The following is a 19,509-nucleotide window of genomic DNA, read 5'->3' as shown; positions in this document are numbered from 1 at the left end:
TGTAAGTAATGGCTAATTGTCAAGTCTGTTCCTTACGTTAGGCCATCACTACCAGAATGTAAAGTTAACTTATTGCCAAAATCCGGTTCTACAGGAAGGCCATACCCTGCCAACCCACAACCCACCCGTTACGGCATCTGCTTTGGGGAAAGCGCAGTATCCCCAGAGAGCAAGCGCTCCCTCAAGCCTGTGGAGAGTAAACCGCTCAATGGGTGAGCACCCGGCGCAAAGCGGCGAGGACCCGCTTGGCGCTGGGGCGGTAGTGGTGCTCAATGGCGCTGAAGGGGGGGTAGGGAGCGTCGTAGCCCGCCACCCGGACCACGGGGGCCTGGAGATAATCGATGGCCCCCTCGGCGATGCGGGCAGCGACCTCGGCCCCAAAGCCCCCGGTGCGCATGGCCTCGTAGACCACCACCGCCCGGCCGGTTTCCCGAACGGCTTCCAGAAGGGTGTCCTCGTCCAAAGGGACCAGGGTTTCCAGGTCCACCACCATGACCTCCACCCCCTCCTTGGCCGCCACCTCTGCCGCCTCCAGCATCACCTCCACCATGCCCCCGTAGCCGATGAGGGTGGCCGCGCCCCCTTCCCGCACCACCCGGGCCCGGCCCAGGGGCAGGGTGTAATACCCTTCCGGCACCTCGGCCCGGGAGCCCCGGTAGAGCTTGATGGCCTCCAGGAAGAAGACGGGGTCCTCGTCCTCTATGGCGGCGAGGAGGAGGCCCTTGGCCCTTTCAGGGCTCGAGGGGATCACCACCTTCACCCCAGGGGCATGGGCCAAGAGGGCCTCGGGGGAGTCCGCGTGCTGCTCGGGGGTGTGGACCCCGCCCCCATAGGGGGCCCGCACCACCACGGGAAGGCCCACCCGCCCCCGGGAGCGGTGGCGCCAGCGCCCAAGGTGGGAAAGGATCTGGTCCAGGGCAGGGTAAAGGAAGCCGGCAAACTGGATCTCGGCCACGGGCCGCATCCCCCCCATGGCCAGGCCGATGGCCAGGCCCAGGATGCCGCTTTCCGCCAAGGGGGTGTCGAAGACCCGGGCCTCCCCATGCTTGGCCTGGAGGCCCTCCGTGACCCGGAAGACCCCCCCAAGCCTTCCCACGTCCTCCCCGAAGACCAAGACCCGCTCGTCCCGAGCCAAGGCCAGGTCCAGGGCCTCGTTGATGGCCTGGACCATGTTGAGCACGCGGGCCCTTTCGGCTACCATACCTCCTCCACGTGTCTCCCCTGGCGCAGGGCTTCCCAAGCCCGCCTTTGGTCGGGGCCCATCTCAGCGTAGACGTGCTCTACTATCTCCTCAGGCCGGGGCTCGGGGACGCTGTCCGCCAGGGCCAGCTCCCGAGCGAACTCCTCCTCCAGCTGGGCGAGGAGCTCCCCTTCCCGCTCCTCGTCCCAAAGGCCCCGCGCCTCCAAGGCCCGGCGGAAGCGGAGGAGGGGGTCCTTGGCCCGCCAGGTCTCCTCCTCTTCCCGGGTGCGGTAGCGGGAGGGATCGTCGGAGGTGGTGTGGGGGGCCAGGCGGTAGGTGAGAGCCTCCAAAAGGGTAGGCCCCTCCCCCTTCCGCGCCCTTTCCACCGCCTTCTTGGCCTCGAGGTAGACCGCCACGGCGTCGTTCCCGTCCACCACCACCCCCGGCATCCCATACCCCTCGGCCCGCCGGGCGATGTAATCCACCCGCATCTGCTTGGCCCGGGGCACGCTGATGGCGTAGCCGTTGTTCTGTACAAGGAAAAGGACCGGGGCGTTGAAAACCGCGGCGAAGTTCAGCCCCTCGTGGAAATCCCCTTCGCTGGTCCCGCCATCCCCGATGGAAGTGGCCACCACCCAGTCCTCCCCCCGGTACCGGCCAGCCAGGGCCAGACCCACCGCCTGGGGGATCTGGGTGGCGATGGGGATGTAGGGATTCACCGCCCGCACCCCCTCGGGGAAGCGCCACCCCGCAGGGTGCGCCCGCCAGTAAAGGAGAAGGGTGTGGATGGGTAGGCCCCGGGCCAGGAGCAGGGCGGACTCCCGGTAGCTGGGCACCACAAAGTCCTTCTCCCCCAAGGCCAGGGCCACCCCCACCTGGGCCGCCTCCTGGCCCATAAAGGGGGCATAGACCCCAAGCCGCCCCTGACGCTGGAGGGTGACGGCCTTCTCGTCAAAAAACCGGGCCCGGCGCATGGCCCGGTAGAGGGCGAGGGCTTCCCCCTCGCCCAGGGGAAACTCCCCCTTGTCCAGGTACTGGACCACCTTGGGTTTCACGCAGGGGAGTTTACCACACGGTCCAGGCGCTCCAGGGCCAGGGATAACTCTTCCTCGCTCTTGCAGAAGGCAAAGCGGAAGAGGTAGGGGGGCGGGTCCTCCCGGTAGAAGGCCGAGGCCGGGATCAGGGCCACCCGGGCCGCCTCCACCAGCCCAAAGGCATCCCATCCTGGAAGCTCAGCCATGAGGAAGTAGGTGCCCTCAGGCTCGTAAGCCTTAAGGCCCATGGACCTAAGCCCCGAAAGGAGGAGGTCGCGCCTCCGGTGGTAGCCTTCCCGCAGGGCCTCGTAAAACCCCTCTTTCCGGGCCATCCTCAAGGCCTCCGCCACCCCTGCCTGCAGGGGGCTTGGAGCGGAGAAGCTGGTCCACTGGCGCATGCCCGCCAGGACGGGCATGAACTCCTTGGGCCCCACGATCCAGCCCACCCGGTAGCCGGTGGCCTCGAGGCGCTTCCCCGCACTTCCCACGGTAAAGGTGCGCTCGGGAGCAAACTCCCTCAGACGCCTTGGCCTTTGCCCAAAGTAAAGCTCGTCGTACACCTCGTCGGAAACCAGGAAGAGGTCGTACCTTTGGGCCAAGGTTGCCAGGGCCCTTAGCTCCTCCTCGCGGAAAACCAAGCCCGTGGGGTTCATGGGGGCGTTGACCAGAAGCAGGCGGGTGCGGGGGGTGATGGCTTTTTCCAAGGCCAAGAGGTCCAGACGGAAGCCCTTTTCCCCAAGTTCAAGCCGCACCAGCCTGGCCTCGGCCCCAGCCAAGAAGGCATCGGGCAAGTACACGTCGAAGAAGGGTTCCAGGACCACCACCTCGTCCCCGGGACCCACCAGGCTTTGCAGGAGAACATGGATGGCCTCCGTGGCCCCGGAGGTGACCACCACGTTCTCGGGCTCCACCCCGAACTCCTCCGCTAAGGCCTCCCTGAGCAGGGGAAGCCCCGCCGGGGGAGCGTACTGGTCGTAGCGCCCCAAGGCTTTGCGGACCGCCTCGAGGAGGAAGGCAGGCGGTGGGTTGGAGGGAAAACCCTGGCCCAGGTTAACCGCCTGGAGCCTAGCCGCAAGCTGGCTCATCTTGGGAAAGATGCTTTCCCGGGCCACCCGAGTGCGGGGATGGAGCCGCATAGGTATCAGGGTAGCCCAAAGCCCTTTAAGGCTCAACCGGCAATCCGGAGGAGGCTTAGGAAACTTTCCAGTTCCAAGCTGGCCCCGCCCACCAGTCCCCCGTCCACGTTGGGCATGGAAAGGAGATCGGCGAAGTTCTTGGGGTTCACGCTCCCCCCATAAAGGATCCGCACCCTCCTGGCGAACCCCTCGCCGTAAAGCTCGGCCAGGGCCTGCCGGATGGCCCGGTGCATGGACTCGGCATCCTCGGGGGTGGCGTTCTGACCGGTGCCGATGGCCCAGACCGGCTCGTAAGCGATCACCAAGGCCTCGGGACCCGGGGGGTTCAGGCCCTCGAGGCTTCCCCTTAGCTGGGCCAGGGTATAGGGCACCGCCTCTCCCCTTTCCCTCACCTCCAAGGGCTCCCCCACGCAAAGGATGGGGGTAATCCCCTCCTCCAGAAGCCTCTTGGCCTTCTCCGCCACCAGGGCGTCGGTCTCGTGATGGTAGCGCCGCCTCTCCGAGTGCCCCACGATGGTGTAGCGGCACCCCAGATCGGCAAGCATCCGGGAGGACACCTCCCCCGTGTAGGCGCCTTCCCGGTGGGGGGAAACATCCTGGGCCCCGTAGGCCACCTGGGTGCCGGAGAACACCTCCTTGGCCGCAGGGAGCATGGGAAAGGCGGGCAAGACCGCCACCTCGGACTCCAGGGGAGGAAGAAGCCTTTTGAGCTCGGCAAACCACACCCGGGCTTCCGAGGGCACCTTGTGCATCTTCCAGTTACCCGCTACCAGCACGCGACGCATAGCGCCATCCTACAGGAAAACCCCGCCCGTGAGGGCGGGGCTAGGCCAAGCCTCCCTACTCTAGGACCTCGATACCGGGGAGGGTGCCCTTCTCCAGGTACTCGAGGCTGGCCCCACCCCCGGTGGACACGTGGCTAAACCGGTCCTTAAGGCCCAGGCGGTTCACCGCCGCCACGGAGTCGCCCCCTCCCACCACGGTGAAGGCTCCCTCCAAGGCCGCTACCGCCCGGCCCACCGCCAGGGTACCCTCGTCGAAGGGCGGTACCTCAAAGACCCCCATGGGCCCATTCCAGAAAACCGTTCTGGCCCCCTTCAAGGCTTCGGCGAAAGCCTCCTGGGTCTTGGGCCCGATGTCCAAACCCATATAGGGCACGGGAATGGCGTCCGCGGGGAAGGTGCGGGTTTCCACCCCAGCCTCGATTCGCTCGGCCGCCACCACATCCACCGGCAGGTGCACCCTCACCCCCAAGGATTCTGCCCGCCGAAGCAGGTCCTTGGCCAGATCCAGCCGGTCCTCCTCCACCAGGCTCTTCCCCACCTCGCCCCCCAGGGCCTTGATGAAGGTAAAGGCCATGGCGCCGCCGATGAGAAGGCGGTCTATGCGGGGAAGGAGGTTTTCTATGACCCCGATCTTGTCGGAAACCTTGGCCCCCCCGAGGACCACCGCATAGGGCTTCTCCGGATCCCGAAGGAGCCGGGAAAGGGCCTTCACCTCCTTTTCCATGAGGAGCCCAGCAAAGGAAGGGAGAAGCCTCGCCACCCCCACCACGCTGGCGTGGGCCCGGTGGGCGCTGCCGAAAGCGTCCAGCACGAAGGCTTCCCCCAACCGGGCGTAGCGGGCAGCAAGGTCAGGGTCGTTCTTCTCCTCCCCTGGCTCAAAGCGCACGTTTTCCAGGAGGGCCACCTCCCCCGGGGCCAGGGCCTGCACCGCCTGGTGCGCCTGGTCGGAACCGGGGCTATGGGGCACGAAGCGGACACCGGAAAGGTACCGGCCCAAGGCCTCCGCCACCGGAGCCAAGGAGTACTTGGGGTCCACCCCCTTAGGCCGCCCCAGGTGGGAGAGGAGGACCAGGGAAGCCCCCTGGTCCAGGAGGTGGCGCAGGGTGGGAAGGCTTTCTTGGATGCGGGTATCGTCCTGCACCACGCCCTCCTGGATGGGGACGTTGTAGTCCACCCGCACCAGGATGCGCTTCCCCCGGGGGTCCAGGTCCTTAAGGGTACGCATCTAAACCCCCTTCTTCAGCACCAGCTCCACCAGATCCGCCACCCGGTTGGAGTAGCCCCACTCGTTGTCGTACCAGGCAAAGACCTTTACCAGGTTGCCCAGCGCCTTGGTGAGCTTGCCGTCCACGATGGAGGAGTGGGGATCCATCACGATATCCTGGAGGACGATCTCGTCCTCGGTGTAGGCCAGGATGCCCTTCAAGGGCCCCTCGGCCGCCGCCTTGAGGGCGGCGTTCACCTCTTCCGCGGTCACCTCCCGCCTGAGAAGGGCGGTGATGTCGGAGATGCTTCCTGTGGCCGTGGGCACCCGCAAAGCGCTCCCGTCAAAACGGCCCTTCAGGGAAGGAAGCACCAAGGCGGTGGCCTTGGCGGCCCCGGTGGTGGTGGGGATGATGTTGATGGCCGCCGCCCGCGCCCGGCGCAGGTCCTTGTGGGGAAGGTCCAGGACCCGCTGGTCGTTGGTGTAGGAGTGGACCGTGGTCATGAGGGCCTTTTCCACGCCAAAGGCCTCCTCCAACACCTTCATCACCGGGGCCAGGGAGTTGGTGGTACAGGAGGCGTTGGAGATGATGTGGTGCCTGGCCGGGTCGTACTGCTCGTGGTTCACCCCCATGACGATGGTGATGTCCTCTCCCTTGGCTGGGGCGGTGATGATGACCTTCTTGGCTCCCGCCTCGAGGTGGGCCTTAGCCTTGTCGGCATCGGTGAACACCCCCGTGGACTCGATGACCACATCCACACCCAGGCTTCCCCAAGGAAGCTCCCTGGGATCCTTGATGGCGGTGGCCCGGATGGCCTTGCCGTCCACGTAAATGTTCTCGTCATCGTATCCCACCTCGCCGGGGAAGCGGTGGTAGATGGAATCGTACTTGAGCAGGTGGGCCAGGGTCCGGTTGTCGGTAAGGTCGTTGATGAGGGCTACCTCCACCCCTCGCCCGTGGAGGATGCGAAACACCTGACGGCCGATTCTGCCGAATCCGTTGATGCCTACCTTCATAGCTTACCTCCCCACGTGGCTCCTCGCCCCCTTGCCCCAGGGGTCAAGAGCTATGGCTTTAGTATATCGGCTTTTTCATAAGTGATTGACGGCACTTGCCTTAAGCAAACCCTCCCCCTTGACCCGTCAACCAGAAAAGCATATTTTTGTTGACGACCACCCCGCGTGGTCCGGGAGGTACGGACGATGAAAACCGAGGTTCTCCCCTATCCACCCCTGGTTAAAACCCTCTGGCCCCACCGCACCCTGGCCCGGGACCTGGCCCTGATCCTGGCAGGCAGCCTCCTGGTAGCCCTGGCCGCCCAGATCAGCATTCCCCTGCCCTTCACCCCCGTGCCCATCACCGGCCAGACCCTGGCAATCCTCCTGGTGGGAGCAGCCTTGGGAAGCCGCCTTGGCTTCCTGTCTCTTTTGGCCTACCTGGCGGAAGGAGCCATGGGCCTACCCGTCTTTGCCGGGGGTACAGGGGGCTTGGCCAAGATCCTCGGCCCCACCGGGGGGTTCCTCCTGGCCTTCCCCCTGGCCGCGGGCCTAGTGGGGCTACTGGTGGAGCGGTTCGGCCTGGACCGGAGCTTCCTGGGAACCCTTTTGGCCATGCTGGCGGGCAACGCCCTGCTCTACCTGGTGGGGCTTCCCTGGCTTGCCGCCTGGCTCATGGGGGCAGGAAAGTTTGCCGGCAGCGGCGCCCTTTTGGCCATGGGGCTTTTCCCCTTCATCCCCGGGGACCTGGTGAAGGCAGTGGTGGCGTCCTTGGTCCTGCCCTCTGCCTGGAAGGTCCTGGGAAGGCGCTAGCGTGCGGCTGGCCCTGGCGCATCTTGGAAGGCAGGAGAGCCTACCCAGGCTTTTAAAGATCCCCGTCCCCCTGGTGCACCAGGCCCGGGAAGAGGGGGCCTTGGCCCTCCTCCTCCCGGTTCCGGTCCTGGGGAGGCAAGGGGAAGAAGACCTTCCCCAAGCCCTCGAGGCCCTGGCGGAGGAAAGCATGAGGGTGGTGGCGGGCCACCTGGCCCAAGGAACTGGCTTGGGGTCTTCCCCCAGGGCCCCTTCTACGACAAGGTGCATCCCTTTCTGGCTCTGGGAAAGGGAACGAAGGCGTTGAGCCCGGGGACGGCCCCGTGGTGTGGGAGTTCCAGGGACGAAGGTTTGGGCTTGCCCTTTGCTATGGCTTGGATCTCCCCGAACTTTTACGCCGCGATGGGCGCCGAGGTTTTTCTGGTGGGCTCGGCCTGGCCCGGGGAGTACCAGGAGCTTCTTGCAGTCCTGGCCCGGGCGAGGGCCGCGAAGAACCTGGCCTACCTTCTCCTCGCCAACCGGGCAGACACGGGAAACCCCTCCCTGGCGGTAGCCCCCGATGGGCGCCTTTTGGCCTCGAGGCAATGAAGAAGGCCTCCTCGTGGTGGACCTAGACCTGGGTTTCCTGGAACAGTACCGGGCCCGCTACCCCATCCTCCGCCCCCGCCGGATAGAGGCCCACCGGCTCTGGTAAGATGGCCCTCGTGCTGGAGAACCGCCGGGCACGGCACGACTACGAGATCCTGGAAACCTACGAGGCGGGGATCGTCCTGAAGGGAACCGAGGTCAAGTCCCTGCGCGCCGGTAAGGTGGATTTCACGGGAAGCTTTGCCAAGTTTGAGAACGGCGAGCTATACCTGGAAAACCTTTACATCGCTCCCTACGAAAAGGGATCCTACACCAACGTGGACCCCAGGAGAAAGCGCAAGCTTCTCCTTCACCGCCACGAGCTCAACCGGCTAAGGGGCAGGGTGGAACAGAAGGGCCTCACCCTGGTACCCCTTAAGATTTACTTCAATGAAAGAGGCTACGCCAAGGTGCTCCTGGGCCTAGCCCGGGGCAAAAAGGCCTATCAGAGAAAGGAAGACGACAAGAAGCGGGCCGTGCGCCGCGCCCTGGAGGAGCTATGAGGTTTTTTGCCCTAGCCCTGGTTCTCTTTACCGCCTTGGCCCAGGCCCCAAAACCCCTCCTGGTGGGGGGCGAGGTGGGCCAGGCCCTCTACCCAGGAGGGCGGGGTGTGGCCTATGGGGAGGTGCGCCTGATAGCCCGGGGCCTAGGGCTCGCCCTGTGGCAAGGGGAAGGCCAGGTGGCCCTGGGCCTGGGAAGCCGCTACAAGGCTTTCCCCCTGGTGGAGAACGAGGCCCAGGCCGCCGCCCGGGGGGCTGGCTGGAAACGGGGACAGGAGGTCTTTGTCCCCTTGCGGCCGTTAAGCGAGGCTTTGGGCCTGGTATACCGGGCCCAGGAGGGCATCCTTCTCCAACTGCCCTGGGCCAGGCTTTTGGGAGTGGAGCGGAGGCCGGGCCAGATCCTCCTTCGCTTCTCCCGGGAGGTGAACGCCCTGGTGGAGGGCAATGGCGTCCTCTTCCTCCTGGCCCAGGGGGAAGGAGCGGGCCTTAGCCAGGAAGCCCAGGGACTTCGCCTCACCCTGGAAACCCCACCCACTAGGCTTTACTACCCCGGGGGAGGCCAGGTGATCCTGGAGTGGAACCCCCCAACTAGACCCAGGCCCATGGTCCTCCTGGACCCCGGCCACGGGGGGAAGGACCCGGGCATCTCGGCAGGAGGGCTTCTGGAGAAGGACCTTACCCTGGACCTAGCCAGGCGGGTGGCCGCCCGCCTACCCGAGGCCCGGCTCACCCGACAAGGGGATGAAACCGTACCCCTCGAGGCCCGCCTACGCCTGGCCCAGGCGGCCTCGGTGGTGGTTTCCCTGCACATCACCCGGGGAGGCGTGGTTAACCTCTACCTGCCCAAGGCCCGCTCCACCCCCTTAGCCCAAAACGCTGAGGCCCTCCTGGCCTCGGCCCCGGCAGAGCAGGCCACCTTGCTAAAGGTCTACGCCGGCGACCCCCGGCGCCTGGCCGAGGCCCTGGAAAAGGCCTTCTCCGCCCTGGGCATCGTGCTGGCCCGGGCCGAGGGTCCCTACGCCCTCACGGATACTCCCGGGGCAGGGGTGCTCCTGGAGGTAGGGGTGGAACGGCTAAAGACCCTCGAGGCCCGCAACCAGGTGGCGGAGGCCATCGCCCAGGCCATCCGCACCTACTTGGGGGAGTAGCCATGCGCCGACTTTTGACCTTCTGGAACCTCCTTGGCCTGGTCTTCTTCGCCCTGGGAGCCATGGTCTATTGGCGAAGCCCAGGGCCCCAGGCCTTCTCCGCCCTGCCCTTGCCCTCGGAGGAAACCCAGGCCGCAAGCAGCCTGCCCATGATCCTCTACCTACCCAACCCGCCCCAGGGCCTCCTGAAGGAAACCCGCACCCTGGAGCTGGCCCCGGGGGATACCCCGGAAAATAAGGTCCTGGCCGCCTGGGCTGAGGCCCTGGGGGCCCCCAAGCCACAGGCCCTCTACCGGCTGGGCAAGCTTCTCGTGGTGGATCTTCCCGCCGACTTTGCCCTGGGTCTGGATGCCAGCCAGGAAGCCCTGCGCCTCTACAGCCTGGCCTATACCCTCCTTTCCACCTTCCCGCAGGCCCAGGAGGTGCGCTTCCTGGTGGAGGGGGAACCCAAGCCGGGCCTAGCCCATCTGGACCTAAGTCAACCTTATCGCCTGCCATGAGGGAAAAAGAAGCCTGGCGCATTGACCGCTTGGTCCTCCAGGGGTTCAAGTCCTTTGCGGAGCGCACCGTCTTAGACTTCCCGGACCCCATCACCGGCATCATCGGGCCCAATGGCTCCGGCAAGAGCAACCTGGTGGAAGCCTTGCGCTTCGTGACCGGGGCCCGCGCCCACGAGCTGCGCGGGCAGGAACTGGGCACCTTTCTCTTCCATGGGGGCGAGGGCTGCCCGCCCCAGGCCATGGCGGAGGTACGCTTGGAGCTTTCCCGGGGAAGGGAAAGGCTCACCGTGGAACGGCGCATCGAAGGGGACCGCTCGCTCTTTCGGGTAAACGGCCGCCCCCTAAGCGCCAAGGCCCTGGCCCTCCACCTGGCGGGCACGGGCCTGGGCCGCGGGGGATACGCCATCGTGGGCCAAGGGGAGGTGGCCGCCCTCCTGGAAGCCCCCGCGGAGGTCCTGCTGGCCCACCTGGAGGAGGCCGCCGGGCTGAGGCCGGTGGCGGAAGCCGCCCGGGTGGCGGAGAGGGAACTGCAAGAGGCAAGCCGCCTTCTGGAAGAGCGGGAGCGGGAACTCCAGGAGCTTAAGGCCCAGGCAGCACGGCTTAGAGGGGAAGCCCACCGGGCCAGGCGCGCCCAGGCCCTAGACCTCGAGGCCCTTGCCCTTAGGGCAAGCCTCCTGGAAGCCCGCATGGAGGAAGCCCAAGCCGAGATGGCGAGGGCTGAGGAACGGCTTAAGGCCCTGGCCAGGGAGGAGGAAGCCCTAGAGAAGGAGCGTCAAGCCCTGGAGCAAAAGCGCCTGGCCCTGGCCCGCGAAGAGGAATCCCTGCGCCAAAAGCTGGAAGCGGTGCGCCTGCGCCTGAAGGAGCGGGAGGGCATTGAGCGGGAGCTTAAGGAACTCGCCCGGCTGCAAAGGGCCCTGGACCGTCCCCCACCCGAAGACCCCGGCCCCCCAATACCTCCTCCCCCCCGGCCCCTCGAGGAGCTTCGCACCCAGCTGAGGCATTTGAAAGCGGAAGAAGCCCGCCTGTTGGCCGCCAAGAAGCGCCACGAGGACGCCTTCCGCCGGTACCTGAAGGAAACCGCCCGCTATGAGGAACGCCTAGAGGCTTACCAGAAAGCCCTGGCGGAACGCACCCGCTTGGAGGAGGAGCTTGCCCATAGGCTTGAGGAACTGCAAGACCTCGAGGGAAAGGTGGCCGAACGGAAGCGGTTGGAAACCCGCCTTGCCGACCTGCGCGCCCAAGCCCAGGGAGCCCTGAAGGAGGCCGAGCGGCTTAGGCGCCTTCTGGAAACGGGCAGCGACCTGCACGAGGGACCCCGAAAGGTACGGAAGCTTCCGGGGGTACTGGGGGTGGTGGCGGACCTGGTGCGGCCTGAACCGGGGTTGGAGCTGGCCTTGGAGGTGGCCCTAGGCCCCCGGCTCCAATGGGTCCTCACCCAAGACGAGGAGGCGGCCAAGGCCGCCATCGCCCTCCTGAAACGGGAAGGGGGTCGGGCCACCCTCCTGCCCCTAACCCTTCTATCCCCGCCACCTCCCCCCTCTCCCCCTCCCGCGCCCGGCCTCCTGGGACCTGCCTTCCGCCTGGCCCGGCTCCGGCATCCAGGCCTGCCGGAGGACAAGGTTCTCCTGGCTCTCCTAGGGGATACCCTGGTCTTCGAGGATCTGGACTCGGCCCTGGCCTACCGAAAGGCCGGAGGCCGGGAAAGGCTGGTCACCCGAGAGGGCGAGGTGCTGGAGCGCCTGGGGGCCCTATCCGGCGGACGCCTAAAGGGGGGTGGGGAAACCCTTCTTTTGAGGCGGCGCCTGGAGGACCTGGAAACCGAACAGGAGGAGCTCGCCAGGGAGATCAGCGCCCTGGAGGAAGCCCTGGCCTCCTTTCCTCCCCATCGCCGCCTGGAGGAAGCCCGGGCCCAGGTGGGGGCCCTGCAAGCTAGGCTTCGCTCCCCCCTACCCTCGCCTCCCCAACCCCCCACACCTCCTGAGGAAACCTGGGAGGAGGCCCGGCTTCTGGCCCTGGAGAAGGAAAAAGAGGAGCTGGAAGGCATCCTGGCCCAAGCGGAGGCCCACGAGCGCTGGCGCCTGCTCTCCCAGGCCCGGGAGGCTTGGGCGGCATCCCAGGAGGAAGTGCGCCGCATCCAGGCCAGGATGGAGGAACTGAAGGCCAAACTCGCCGCCACCCAGCCCCTTCTGGCCAAGGCCCAGGAGCTAGAGGAACGCCTTAAGGCCGTGCGGGCGGAAAGGACAAACCTTGAGGACCAGCAAACCCAGGCCCTCACCCGGGCCAACGCCCTCTTGAGCGAGCGGGAAAACCTGCGCCTGCTCTTGGCCCGCCGGGAAGCCCTCCTGGAGGAACTTGGCCGGGAGAGGGCCTCCTTCCCTCCGCTAAACCGCCTGCCCGGCACCCCCAGGGCCCTCCAGGCCAGGTTAGCCCAGGTGGAGCGGGAACGGGCAGCCTTGGGACCCGTAAACGCCCTGGCCGAAAGAGAGCTAAGGGAGTTGGAAGCCCGCCTCGAGGTTCAGGAAAAGGAGGTGCGGGAGGCTAGGGAAGCCCTCCTCCGCCTCGAGGCCGAGGCCAAGGCGGTGGAAAAAGCCTATGGGGAGAGGTTGAAGGAAAACTACCAGGTGTTCCAAAGCGCTTTTCAGAAATACGCCCTAGCCCTCCTCGGGGCCCGGGCCGAGGTGAAGCGGGAAGGCCAAGGGCTGAAGCTGGTGGTGATCCCGGCGGGAAAGCGCACCCAAGACCTCCGCCTCCTCTCCCTGGGGGAAAAGACCCTGGGAGCCCTCGCCTTCCTCTTTTCCCTGGGCGAACTCCAGGGCGGTTTACCCTTGGCCGTGCTGGACGAGGTGGACGCCGCTCTTGACGAGGCCAACCTCGTCCGCTTCACCCGCTTCCTCAACTCCGGAAAGCAATTCATCCTGGTCACCCATCAGAAACGCACCATGGAAGCCTGCCACGCCCTCTATGGGGTCACCGCCCAAGGGGGCGTGAGCCGGGTGTTCTCCATCCGCAAGGAGGCTAGCCATGACCCTAAATGAGTACCAGCAGGAGGCCAAGAAAACCGCCCTTTACCCCGAAGCCTACCGGCTTCTTTACCCCACCCTGGGCCTGGCAGGGGAAGCCGGGGAACTGGCCAACAAGGTGAAAAAAGTCCTTCGGGACCATGGAGGAAACCTCAGCCAAGCTGCCCGGGAGGATCTGGTGGCTGAGCTCGGGGATGTGCTCTGGTATGTAGCCCAGCTGGCCACCGACCTGGGGGTGAGCCTGGAGGAGGTGGCTCAAGGCAACCTGACCAAGCTCCGCTCCCGCCTGGAACGGGGGAAGCTGGGGGGCTCAGGGGATAATCGCTAACGAAAATCGCTTGCATCTGATACCCCGTTGGGGTATGATGGCCTTTGGCTGGCGTAGTAAAAGATGGAAGAAACCGTTACCCTACCCCGTTTGAACGAACCCGCCCCGGACTTCGTGGCCAAGACCACGGCTGGAGAACTTCGGCTATCCGACTCAAGGGTAAATGGGTGGTGCTCTTCAGCCACCCCGCCGACTTCACCCCAGTGTGCTCCACGGAGTTCCTGGCCTTCGCCCGGCGTCAAAAGGAGCTTGAAGAATTGGGAGTCCAGCTGGTGGGCCTTTCCATTGACTCCATCTACTCCCACCTAAGTACCCGCACGCAAAGGTTGCCCCACCGGCCAAAGCCAAAGTGGCGTACTCATGGCCTTTTTGGGGCCCCCGTCGTGGCGCAAGCCNGTGGCCAAAGCCACGACGGGGTACTTAGCCTGGCTTAAGGACCTCGAGGAGATGTCCGGGATCTCCATCAACTTCCCGGTCATCGCCGACCTGGACATGAAGGTGTCCAGGCTCTACGGCATGATCCACCCCGCCGCCAGCGAAACCGCTGCGGTGCGGGCGGTCTTCATCATCGACCCCAACGGCATCCTCCGGGGCATGCTCTACTATCCCCTCACCACCGGCCGCAACATCGACGAGATCCTACGCTTCATCCGGGCCCTCCAGTTCACCGACCGCACCGGCTTGAACACCCCCGCCGACTGGCAGCCGGGCGATCCCGCCATCGTGAAGCCCCCAGCCACCCTGGATGAGGCCAAGGCCGACGAGGCCAGGAAGGCCGAGTACACGGAGTACAAGCGCTGGTATCTACGCCTTAAGAAGGCGGAGTAAGAAGGCGGTGTAGGAAAATCCCCCGGGGACCCCACCCCGGGGGGCTTTCCTTAAAGCCTAATCAAAGAGGTCAAAGATCTCCAGGAAGCCCTTTTTCTTTCGGTAGGGCTTCCCCTCCTTGCGGTAGTAGGCCTCCCGCTCCTCCTCGTAGGCCCGCTCCACCTCCTTGGCCTCTGCCAGGAGTTTCTCCAGCTCCCCCTTATCCAGCCACACCCCCCCGCACTGGGGGCAGACGTCGATGAGGACCCCGCGCCTTTCCACCTCCTTCATGCCCACCTGGCAGTTGGGACAAAGGAGGAGGGGCATCTACTCCTCCCTCCGGCCCATGAGGAGGCTGGCGTAGTAAAGGATGGTGGCCAAGGAGCTGGCCAAGGCGGCCACGTAGGTAAGGGCTGCCCAGGTGAGCACCCGCCGGGCAGGGGCCATCTCCTGCTGGGAGAGGAAGCCCATGCGCCGCAGGAACTCCAGAGCCCGCCTGGAGGCGTCAAACTCCACGGGCAGGGTCACCAGCTGGAATAGGGCCACCGCCAGGTAGAGGTAAAGCCCGAGCTTGGCCAAACCGATGGCCCCCAGCATCAACCCGCCCACCACCAGGATCGGGCCCAGGTTGGTGCCCAGGCTGGCCGCTGGCCACAAGCTGGCCCGCACCCGAAGCCAGGTGTAGCCATGGGCATCCTGGACCGCATGCCCCACCTCGTGGGCGGCCACCGCCAGGGCCGCCAGGCTGGGCGAGGCGTAGTTGGGTTCGGAAAGCCGCACCGCCTTGGCGTGAGGATCGTAGTGATCCGTGAGGGCTCCGGGCACCGGCTCCACCCGGACGTGGGTGAGGCCATGGGCATCCAGGATGGCCCGGGCCACCTGGGCCCCCGTAAGCCCCCGGCTGTTGGCCACCCGGCTGAACCGGGCAAAGGTGGCCTGGAGACCACCTTGAATCACCAGGCTGGCCACAAAGACCAGCCCCATGAGCAAGAGCGCCAGTATGTCCATTCCCGTCCACCTCCTTCCGAGGAGTAGCAAAAACCGAGGCCACCCATACAGGTGGTCTCGCCATGCGCCCTCAGGCGCCCCAGCCGACCGGGGATCTCTCCCGTACTGACGACCGGCTGGCCCCACAAGGGGCGGCTACTCCCCGCAGTTCCCTTTATACCAGACTCAGCCCTTCCTGGCAAGGATCGGGATGGGAATGTGCACGAACCCTCTTTACTTTCACTCGCTCAAGGGTATCTTGTGGGCGGGAGGTGAGGTATGGGCTATGCGCATCCCGAGGTTCTGGTAAGCACGGACTGGGTCCAGGAGCACCTGGGGGATCCCAAGGTGAGAATCCTCGAGGTGGACGAGGACATCCTGCTCTACGAAACCGGCCACATTCCTGGGGCACAGAAGGTGGACTGGCAACGGGATTTCTGGGATCCGGTGGTGCGGGACTTTGTGGACGAAGAGGGGTTCGCCAACCTCATGGAAAGGCTTGGGATCTCCAACGACACCACCGTGGTCCTTTACGGGGACAAGAACAACTGGTGGGCCGCCTATGCCTTCTGGTTCTTCAAATATAACGGCCACCAGGACGTGCGCCTCATGAACGGAGGACGGCAAAAGTGGGTGGAGGAAGGCCGTCCCCTTTCCACCGAGGTGCCCACCTACCCCAAGGGGAGCTACCGGGTACCCTACCGGGACGAGTCCATCCGCGCCTACCGGGACGAGGTTCTCAAGCACATCCTCAAGGTTAAGGAGGGCAGGGGTGCCCTGGTGGACGTGCGGAGCCCCGAGGAGTACCGGGGGGAGCTCACCCACATGCCCAACTACCCTCAGGAAGGAGCCCTGCGGGCCGGCCACATCCCGGGGGCCAAAAACATCCCCTGGGCCAAGGCGGTAAACCCCGACGGCACCTTTAAAACGTTTGAGGAACTTCAGGCTCTTTACCAGTCCGCGGGCATCACCCCGGATAAAGATGTGGTGGTCTACTGCCGCATCGCCGAGCGCTCCAGCCACTCCTGGTTTGTCCTCAAGTACCTCCTCGGCTACCCCCACGTGAAGAACTATGACGGCTCTTGGACGGAGTGGGGCAACCTGGTGGGGGTTCCGGTAGCCAAAGGGGAGGAATAGCTCAATCCTTGGAAGCCTCCCCCAGGGCCTGGGCGGCCAGCCGACGCCCCGTGGGGGTGTCCGCTAACCCCCCCAGGCCCGTTTCCTTGAGCTCCAAGGGCAGGAGGCGGCCGATGCCCGCCATGGCCAGGATCACCTCGTCAGGGGGGATCACGCTCCTTATCCCCGCCAGGGCCATGGAGGCGGCGCTCACCGCGTGAACGGCGTAAAAGCCATTGCGCATCACGCAGGGTACCTCCACAAACCCCCCCACGGGATCGCAAACCAAGCCCAGGGTGTTCTGCAAGGCTAAAGCGGCTGCGTGGGCGCAAGCCTCGGGGCTCCCACCGAGGAGCTCGGTAACGGCGGCTGCCGCCATGGCTGCCGAAGAACCGATCTCCGCCTGGCACCCCCCGCTGGCCCCAGCGATGTAGATCTGGCGGTGGATGATCTTGGCCACCCCGGCGGCCAGGACCATGGGCATGAGGAGGTCCTCATCGGGGATGCCCAGGTGATCCGCCACTCCCAGCAAGGCTCCGGGAAGCGTCCCGGCGCTGCCCGCCGTGGGAGCAGCCACAATCCGACCCATGCGGGCATTTTCCTCGTTGACCGCCATGGCGTAGGCCTGGACCCGCTTTAAAAGCGGATCCCGCAAGGGATCCGGGGCTTCCCACAAGGTCTTGGCATTCTTCCCCACCATTCCCGCCACGCTGGGAGCATCCGAGGCGAGACCCCTCCGGATGGAATCCCGCATGATGCCCAAGCGCTCCCGAAGCTTATTCAGGATTGTCTCGGGAGCCAGACCGCTTTCCTCCACCTCCTCGCGGAGCAGGGCCTCCGACGCCCGGCCGGGAAGGGCGGCAAGGCCGTTCAGGGTCAAGGGCATAGCCTAAGTATAGGCTTTGGCCTCGTTTTCACACCGCAGGCCTATGCTAAAGGCCAGGATGGGCAACCCTGGATCCCGCCTCCGTGTGCTGATCGCCGACGACCACCCCCTTTTCCGCCTAGGGCTTAGGGCGGGCCTCGAGGGGGAAGGGCTCGTGGTGGTGGCTGAGGCCCAGGATGGGAAGGAGGCCTTGGAAAAGACCCTGGCTTTGAACCCGGAAGCGGTTCTCTTAGACCTGAGGATGCCCGTATTGGATGGGCTAGAGTGCACCCGTATGCTCCGGAGGAAGGGGTATTCCGGCCTCATCGCCCTCCTCACCACCTACCAGGAGCCCGCCCTGGTGCGGGAAGCGTTTTTGGCCGGGGCTGACGCCTACTTTTCCAAGGAGCTCTCCGCTCCCGAGCTCAAAAGGCGCCTTCTCCGCGTGGCCCAGGGGGAGGAAAAACTGAAGCCCCCTGACCTGCCCAGCCTCACCTCGAGGGAGGAGGAAGTCCTCCGCCTCCTGGCCCAAGGGCTTTCCGTGAAGGAAATGGCCAAGGCCCTGGGCCTTTCCCCGGACACGGTGAAGGACCATCTGGAAAGCCTCTACGGCAAACTCTTGGTCCGAAACCGGGTGGAAGCCCTGGAAAAGGCAAGGTCCCTGGGATTCCTGGCGAAGAAATAAGGAAGGGCGGGTTTGCCCGCCCTTCCTAATGGCCCCCGGTTTACTCGGGGGAGGGTTCCCCCTCGGAAGCCGCCTGAGTAGCGTCCTGGGCAGCTTCTGCCTCTTCCTTGGCCACCTGGGCCCTTTCCTGGTCCTGGCCGATGCGCTTGCGGTCGGCGCGGAGTTTGCGGCGGATCTCCCTTTCGGAAAGCTCGCGGATGAAGTAGAGCTTGGCCCGCCGGGCCCGGCCCCGCTGGACGATCTCGATCTTCTCGATGAGGGGGGAGTTCAGGGGGAAGATGCGCTCCACCCCCACGCCGTAGCTCACCTTGCGCACGGTGAAGCTGGTGTTGTACCCGTTCCGCTTGATCTTGATGACGATGCCCTCAAAGTTCTGCACCCGGGTGCGGTTGCCCTCCTTCACCCGGTAGGCCACCCGCACGGTGTCGCCGGGCCGGAACTCGGGGAGATCGGCGCGGGTATACTTGGCCTCTACTACCTTAAGCAGCGCTCCTCGGTTCATGTTCTCCTCCCTCCCAGAGGAACCCCGAGGGGTTCATGGGCAACAAACCTAAGTCTAGCCCTCGCGGTCTATTTCCGCAAGCCAGGCCACCTCGAGGGGCCCAAGCCTGGCCTCCCGCACCAGTTCCGGCCTCACGGCAAGGGTCTTCCTCAAGGCTTCCCGCCTGCGCCACCGATCCACCTCAGGGTGGTTTCCCGAAAGGAGAACCTCCGGCACCCGAAGCCCGCGGAACTCCGGGGGGCGGGTGTAGTGGGGGTGGTCCAGGAGCCCGCGGACAAAGGAATCCCTCCGGTGGCTTTCCGGATCCCCGATCACCCCAGGGATGAGCCGGGCGGTGGCCTCCAGCACCGCCAGGGCTGCCACCTCCCCCCCCATGAGCACGTAGTCCCCGATGGAAAGGGAGCGGGTCACAAAGGCCTCCACCCGGGCGTCAAATCCCTCGTACCGCCCGGAAAGCAGGACCAGGTGATCCCTTCGGGCCAGCTCCTCCGCCACCCGTTGGGTGAAGGGTTCCCCCGCCGGGGAGAGGAGGATCACCTCGTCCGCGGGGAGCACTGTTTCCAAAGCCGCCACCGCCACGTCGGGGCGGATCACCATCCCCGCCCCGCCCCCATAGGGGGTGTCGTCCACGGTGCGGTGCCGCCCCAGGCCATAGGCCCTAAGGTCCACCACCTCCACCTGGATGAGACCCCGCTCCTGGGCCTTCTTCAGGAGAGATTCCGAAAGCCAGGGGCGTATGAGGCCGGGGAAAAGGGTGAGGATAGTGTAGCGCATTCAGTCAAAGAGGCCGGGGATGGGCTCCACGTGGATACCCTCCTCCCCCACCCGTACATAGGGCGCCTGCAGGGGTACCAGGCGCTCCGTTTGGTCGCGAAGCCTTTCCCCCACGCCCCTGATCACCAGGACATCCTGGGCTCCTGCGTCCAGGATGTCCACCACCTCCCCCATCTTTAAGCCCCCCACGTAAACGGGTAGGCCAATAAGGGCAAAGTAGTAGTACCGGCCCTCCTCGAGGGGGGGAAGTTCCTCCACCTCGGCATACACCCGGAGGCCCACCAAGGGCTCGGCCAGCTCCCGGCTGGAAACCCCCGCCAGGTGAACCACCAGGTCATCCCCCACCTGGTAGAGATCCTCCACCGCCCGCCAGCCATGCCCTTCCACGTAGACCCGCTCCAGGTGAGCCACCACCGGCTCACCCCGGAACTTTAGCCCCCCGCGCAGGGCATAGGGGGCACCGAACCGACCGATCTCCACCAGGCGCATCCCTAATCCATTATGC

Annotated in this window: 24 protein-coding genes; 11 read left to right on the top strand and 13 right to left on the bottom strand. The window is 65.6% G+C overall.

Going from position 1 to position 19,509, the window contains the following annotated elements; all coding sequences use genetic code 11:
- Window positions 1-205: 205 nt before the first annotated feature.
- Genes L1087_RS07190 through gap form a run of 6 tightly spaced genes read right to left on the bottom strand, consistent with a single transcriptional unit; the run spans window position 206 to window position 6,356 of the window.
- Window positions 206-1,201, bottom strand: coding sequence for an alpha-ketoacid dehydrogenase subunit beta (locus L1087_RS07190; RefSeq protein ID WP_038042340.1), 996 nt, complete (start codon window positions 1,199-1,201; stop codon window positions 206-208).
- Window positions 1,195-2,235: a pyruvate dehydrogenase (acetyl-transferring) E1 component subunit alpha gene (gene pdhA, locus L1087_RS07185; protein ID WP_234558265.1), complete on the bottom strand. Its 1,041-nt coding sequence runs from the start codon at window positions 2,233-2,235 to the stop codon at window positions 1,195-1,197. Before pdhA ends, L1087_RS07190 begins: the two co-directional genes overlap by 7 nt.
- Window positions 2,232-3,350, bottom strand: a complete 1,119-nt coding sequence (locus L1087_RS07180; protein ID WP_234558264.1) for a pyridoxal phosphate-dependent aminotransferase — start codon at window positions 3,348-3,350, stop codon at window positions 2,232-2,234. The genes pdhA and L1087_RS07180 overlap by 4 nt, the downstream gene beginning before the upstream one ends.
- Window positions 3,351-3,382: 32 nt before the next feature.
- Complete coding sequence (gene tpiA / locus L1087_RS07175) at window positions 3,383-4,135, bottom strand: triose-phosphate isomerase (RefSeq protein ID WP_038042336.1); 753 nt, start codon at window positions 4,133-4,135, stop codon at window positions 3,383-3,385.
- 55 nt (window positions 4,136-4,190) lie between these two features.
- On the bottom strand, window positions 4,191-5,360 hold the full coding sequence (locus tag L1087_RS07170) for a phosphoglycerate kinase (protein WP_234558263.1): 1,170 nt from the start codon (window positions 5,358-5,360) through the stop codon (window positions 4,191-4,193).
- On the bottom strand, window positions 5,361-6,356 hold the full coding sequence (gap, locus tag L1087_RS07165) for a type I glyceraldehyde-3-phosphate dehydrogenase (protein WP_038042333.1): 996 nt from the start codon (window positions 6,354-6,356) through the stop codon (window positions 5,361-5,363).
- A gap of 186 nt (window positions 6,357-6,542) precedes the next feature.
- Between gap and L1087_RS07160 the strand changes: the two genes are divergently transcribed.
- A complete protein-coding gene (locus L1087_RS07160; protein WP_234558262.1) occupies window positions 6,543-7,148 on the top strand; it encodes a biotin transporter BioY in 606 nt (201 codons plus the stop codon).
- A gap of 52 nt (window positions 7,149-7,200) precedes the next feature.
- Here L1087_RS07160 and L1087_RS07155 read toward each other — a convergent pair whose 3' ends face one another.
- The gene (locus tag L1087_RS07155; RefSeq protein WP_234558261.1) at window positions 7,201-7,365 is read right to left on the bottom strand and encodes a hypothetical protein; all 165 of its coding nucleotides are present in this window, start codon (window positions 7,363-7,365) and stop codon (window positions 7,201-7,203) included.
- 182 nt (window positions 7,366-7,547) lie between these two features.
- On the opposite strand from L1087_RS07155, the gene L1087_RS07150 reads away from it, so the two are divergent.
- The 8 genes from L1087_RS07150 to L1087_RS07115 all read left to right on the top strand — a co-directional run bounded on the left by L1087_RS07150 (window position 7,548) and on the right by L1087_RS07115 (window position 14,096).
- A complete protein-coding gene (locus L1087_RS07150; RefSeq protein WP_234558260.1) occupies window positions 7,548-7,733 on the top strand; it encodes a carbon-nitrogen hydrolase family protein in 186 nt (61 codons plus the stop codon).
- A gap of 107 nt (window positions 7,734-7,840) precedes the next feature.
- Window positions 7,841-8,275 carry an SsrA-binding protein SmpB gene (smpB, locus tag L1087_RS07145; protein ID WP_038042331.1) on the top strand — a complete coding sequence of 145 codons (435 nt, stop codon included), beginning with the start codon at window positions 7,841-7,843 and terminating at the stop codon, window positions 8,273-8,275.
- A complete protein-coding gene (locus L1087_RS07140) occupies window positions 8,272-9,420 on the top strand; it encodes an N-acetylmuramoyl-L-alanine amidase (RefSeq protein WP_234558259.1) in 1,149 nt (382 codons plus the stop codon). The genes smpB and L1087_RS07140 overlap by 4 nt, the downstream gene beginning before the upstream one ends.
- A 2-nt stretch (window positions 9,421-9,422) precedes the next feature.
- The gene (locus tag L1087_RS07135; RefSeq protein ID WP_234558257.1) at window positions 9,423-9,920 is read left to right on the top strand and encodes a GerMN domain-containing protein; all 498 of its coding nucleotides are present in this window, start codon (window positions 9,423-9,425) and stop codon (window positions 9,918-9,920) included.
- A complete protein-coding gene (locus tag L1087_RS07130) occupies window positions 9,917-12,955 on the top strand; it encodes an AAA family ATPase (protein ID WP_234558256.1) in 3,039 nt (1,012 codons plus the stop codon). The genes L1087_RS07135 and L1087_RS07130 overlap by 4 nt, the downstream gene beginning before the upstream one ends.
- Entirely contained in the window at window positions 12,942-13,268 is a 327-nt protein-coding gene (locus L1087_RS07125) for a nucleoside triphosphate pyrophosphohydrolase family protein (protein WP_135261069.1), read from the top strand. The genes L1087_RS07130 and L1087_RS07125 overlap by 14 nt, the downstream gene beginning before the upstream one ends.
- Before the next feature lie 167 nt (window positions 13,269-13,435).
- On the top strand, window positions 13,436-13,702 hold the full coding sequence (locus L1087_RS07120; protein ID WP_326490708.1) for a redoxin domain-containing protein: 267 nt from the start codon (window positions 13,436-13,438) through the stop codon (window positions 13,700-13,702).
- The gene (locus L1087_RS07115) at window positions 13,665-14,096 is read left to right on the top strand and encodes a redoxin domain-containing protein (RefSeq protein ID WP_234558255.1); all 432 of its coding nucleotides are present in this window, start codon (window positions 13,665-13,667) and stop codon (window positions 14,094-14,096) included. Before L1087_RS07120 ends, L1087_RS07115 begins: the two co-directional genes overlap by 38 nt.
- Window positions 14,097-14,153: 57 nt before the next feature.
- Here the strand turns inward: L1087_RS07115 and L1087_RS07110 are convergent, their stop codons facing one another.
- Window positions 14,154-14,402, bottom strand: a complete 249-nt coding sequence (locus L1087_RS07110; protein WP_038042318.1) for a TFIIB-type zinc ribbon-containing protein — start codon at window positions 14,400-14,402, stop codon at window positions 14,154-14,156.
- Complete coding sequence (locus L1087_RS07105) at window positions 14,403-15,083, bottom strand: zinc metallopeptidase (RefSeq protein ID WP_135261111.1); 681 nt, start codon at window positions 15,081-15,083, stop codon at window positions 14,403-14,405.
- A gap of 258 nt (window positions 15,084-15,341) precedes the next feature.
- Between L1087_RS07105 and L1087_RS07100 the strand changes: the two genes are divergently transcribed.
- Entirely contained in the window at window positions 15,342-16,199 is an 858-nt protein-coding gene (locus L1087_RS07100; RefSeq protein WP_038042316.1) for a sulfurtransferase, read from the top strand.
- A 1-nt stretch (window position 16,200) separates the two neighbouring features.
- Here L1087_RS07100 and sdaAA read toward each other — a convergent pair whose 3' ends face one another.
- On the bottom strand, window positions 16,201-17,064 hold the full coding sequence (gene sdaAA, locus L1087_RS07095; RefSeq protein WP_234558254.1) for an L-serine ammonia-lyase, iron-sulfur-dependent, subunit alpha: 864 nt from the start codon (window positions 17,062-17,064) through the stop codon (window positions 16,201-16,203).
- Between the two features lie 43 nt (window positions 17,065-17,107).
- Here sdaAA and L1087_RS07090 point away from each other — a divergent pair, with 43 nt between their 5' ends.
- Complete coding sequence (locus L1087_RS07090) at window positions 17,108-17,728, top strand: response regulator (RefSeq protein ID WP_234558253.1); 621 nt, start codon at window positions 17,108-17,110, stop codon at window positions 17,726-17,728.
- Window positions 17,729-17,768: 40 nt separating this feature from the next.
- Here the strand turns inward: L1087_RS07090 and rplS are convergent, their stop codons facing one another.
- The 3 genes from rplS to rimM are packed head-to-tail and all read right to left on the bottom strand — an operon-like array spanning window position 17,769 to window position 19,493.
- Window positions 17,769-18,230, bottom strand: a complete 462-nt coding sequence (rplS, locus tag L1087_RS07085; RefSeq protein WP_135342932.1) for a 50S ribosomal protein L19 — start codon at window positions 18,228-18,230, stop codon at window positions 17,769-17,771.
- Between the two features lie 54 nt (window positions 18,231-18,284).
- A complete protein-coding gene (gene trmD / locus L1087_RS07080; RefSeq protein ID WP_135261109.1) occupies window positions 18,285-19,004 on the bottom strand; it encodes a tRNA (guanosine(37)-N1)-methyltransferase TrmD in 720 nt (239 codons plus the stop codon).
- Complete coding sequence (rimM, locus tag L1087_RS07075; protein ID WP_038042311.1) at window positions 19,005-19,493, bottom strand: ribosome maturation factor RimM; 489 nt, start codon at window positions 19,491-19,493, stop codon at window positions 19,005-19,007.
- Window positions 19,494-19,509: the final 16 nt, after the last annotated feature.

The organism is Thermus tengchongensis, from assembly GCF_021462405.1.
GTDB lineage: Bacteria > Deinococcota > Deinococci > Deinococcales > Thermaceae > Thermus > Thermus tengchongensis.
The sequence above is the reverse complement of the archived record's forward strand: the minus strand, read 5'-3'. Positions and strand labels throughout refer to the sequence as shown.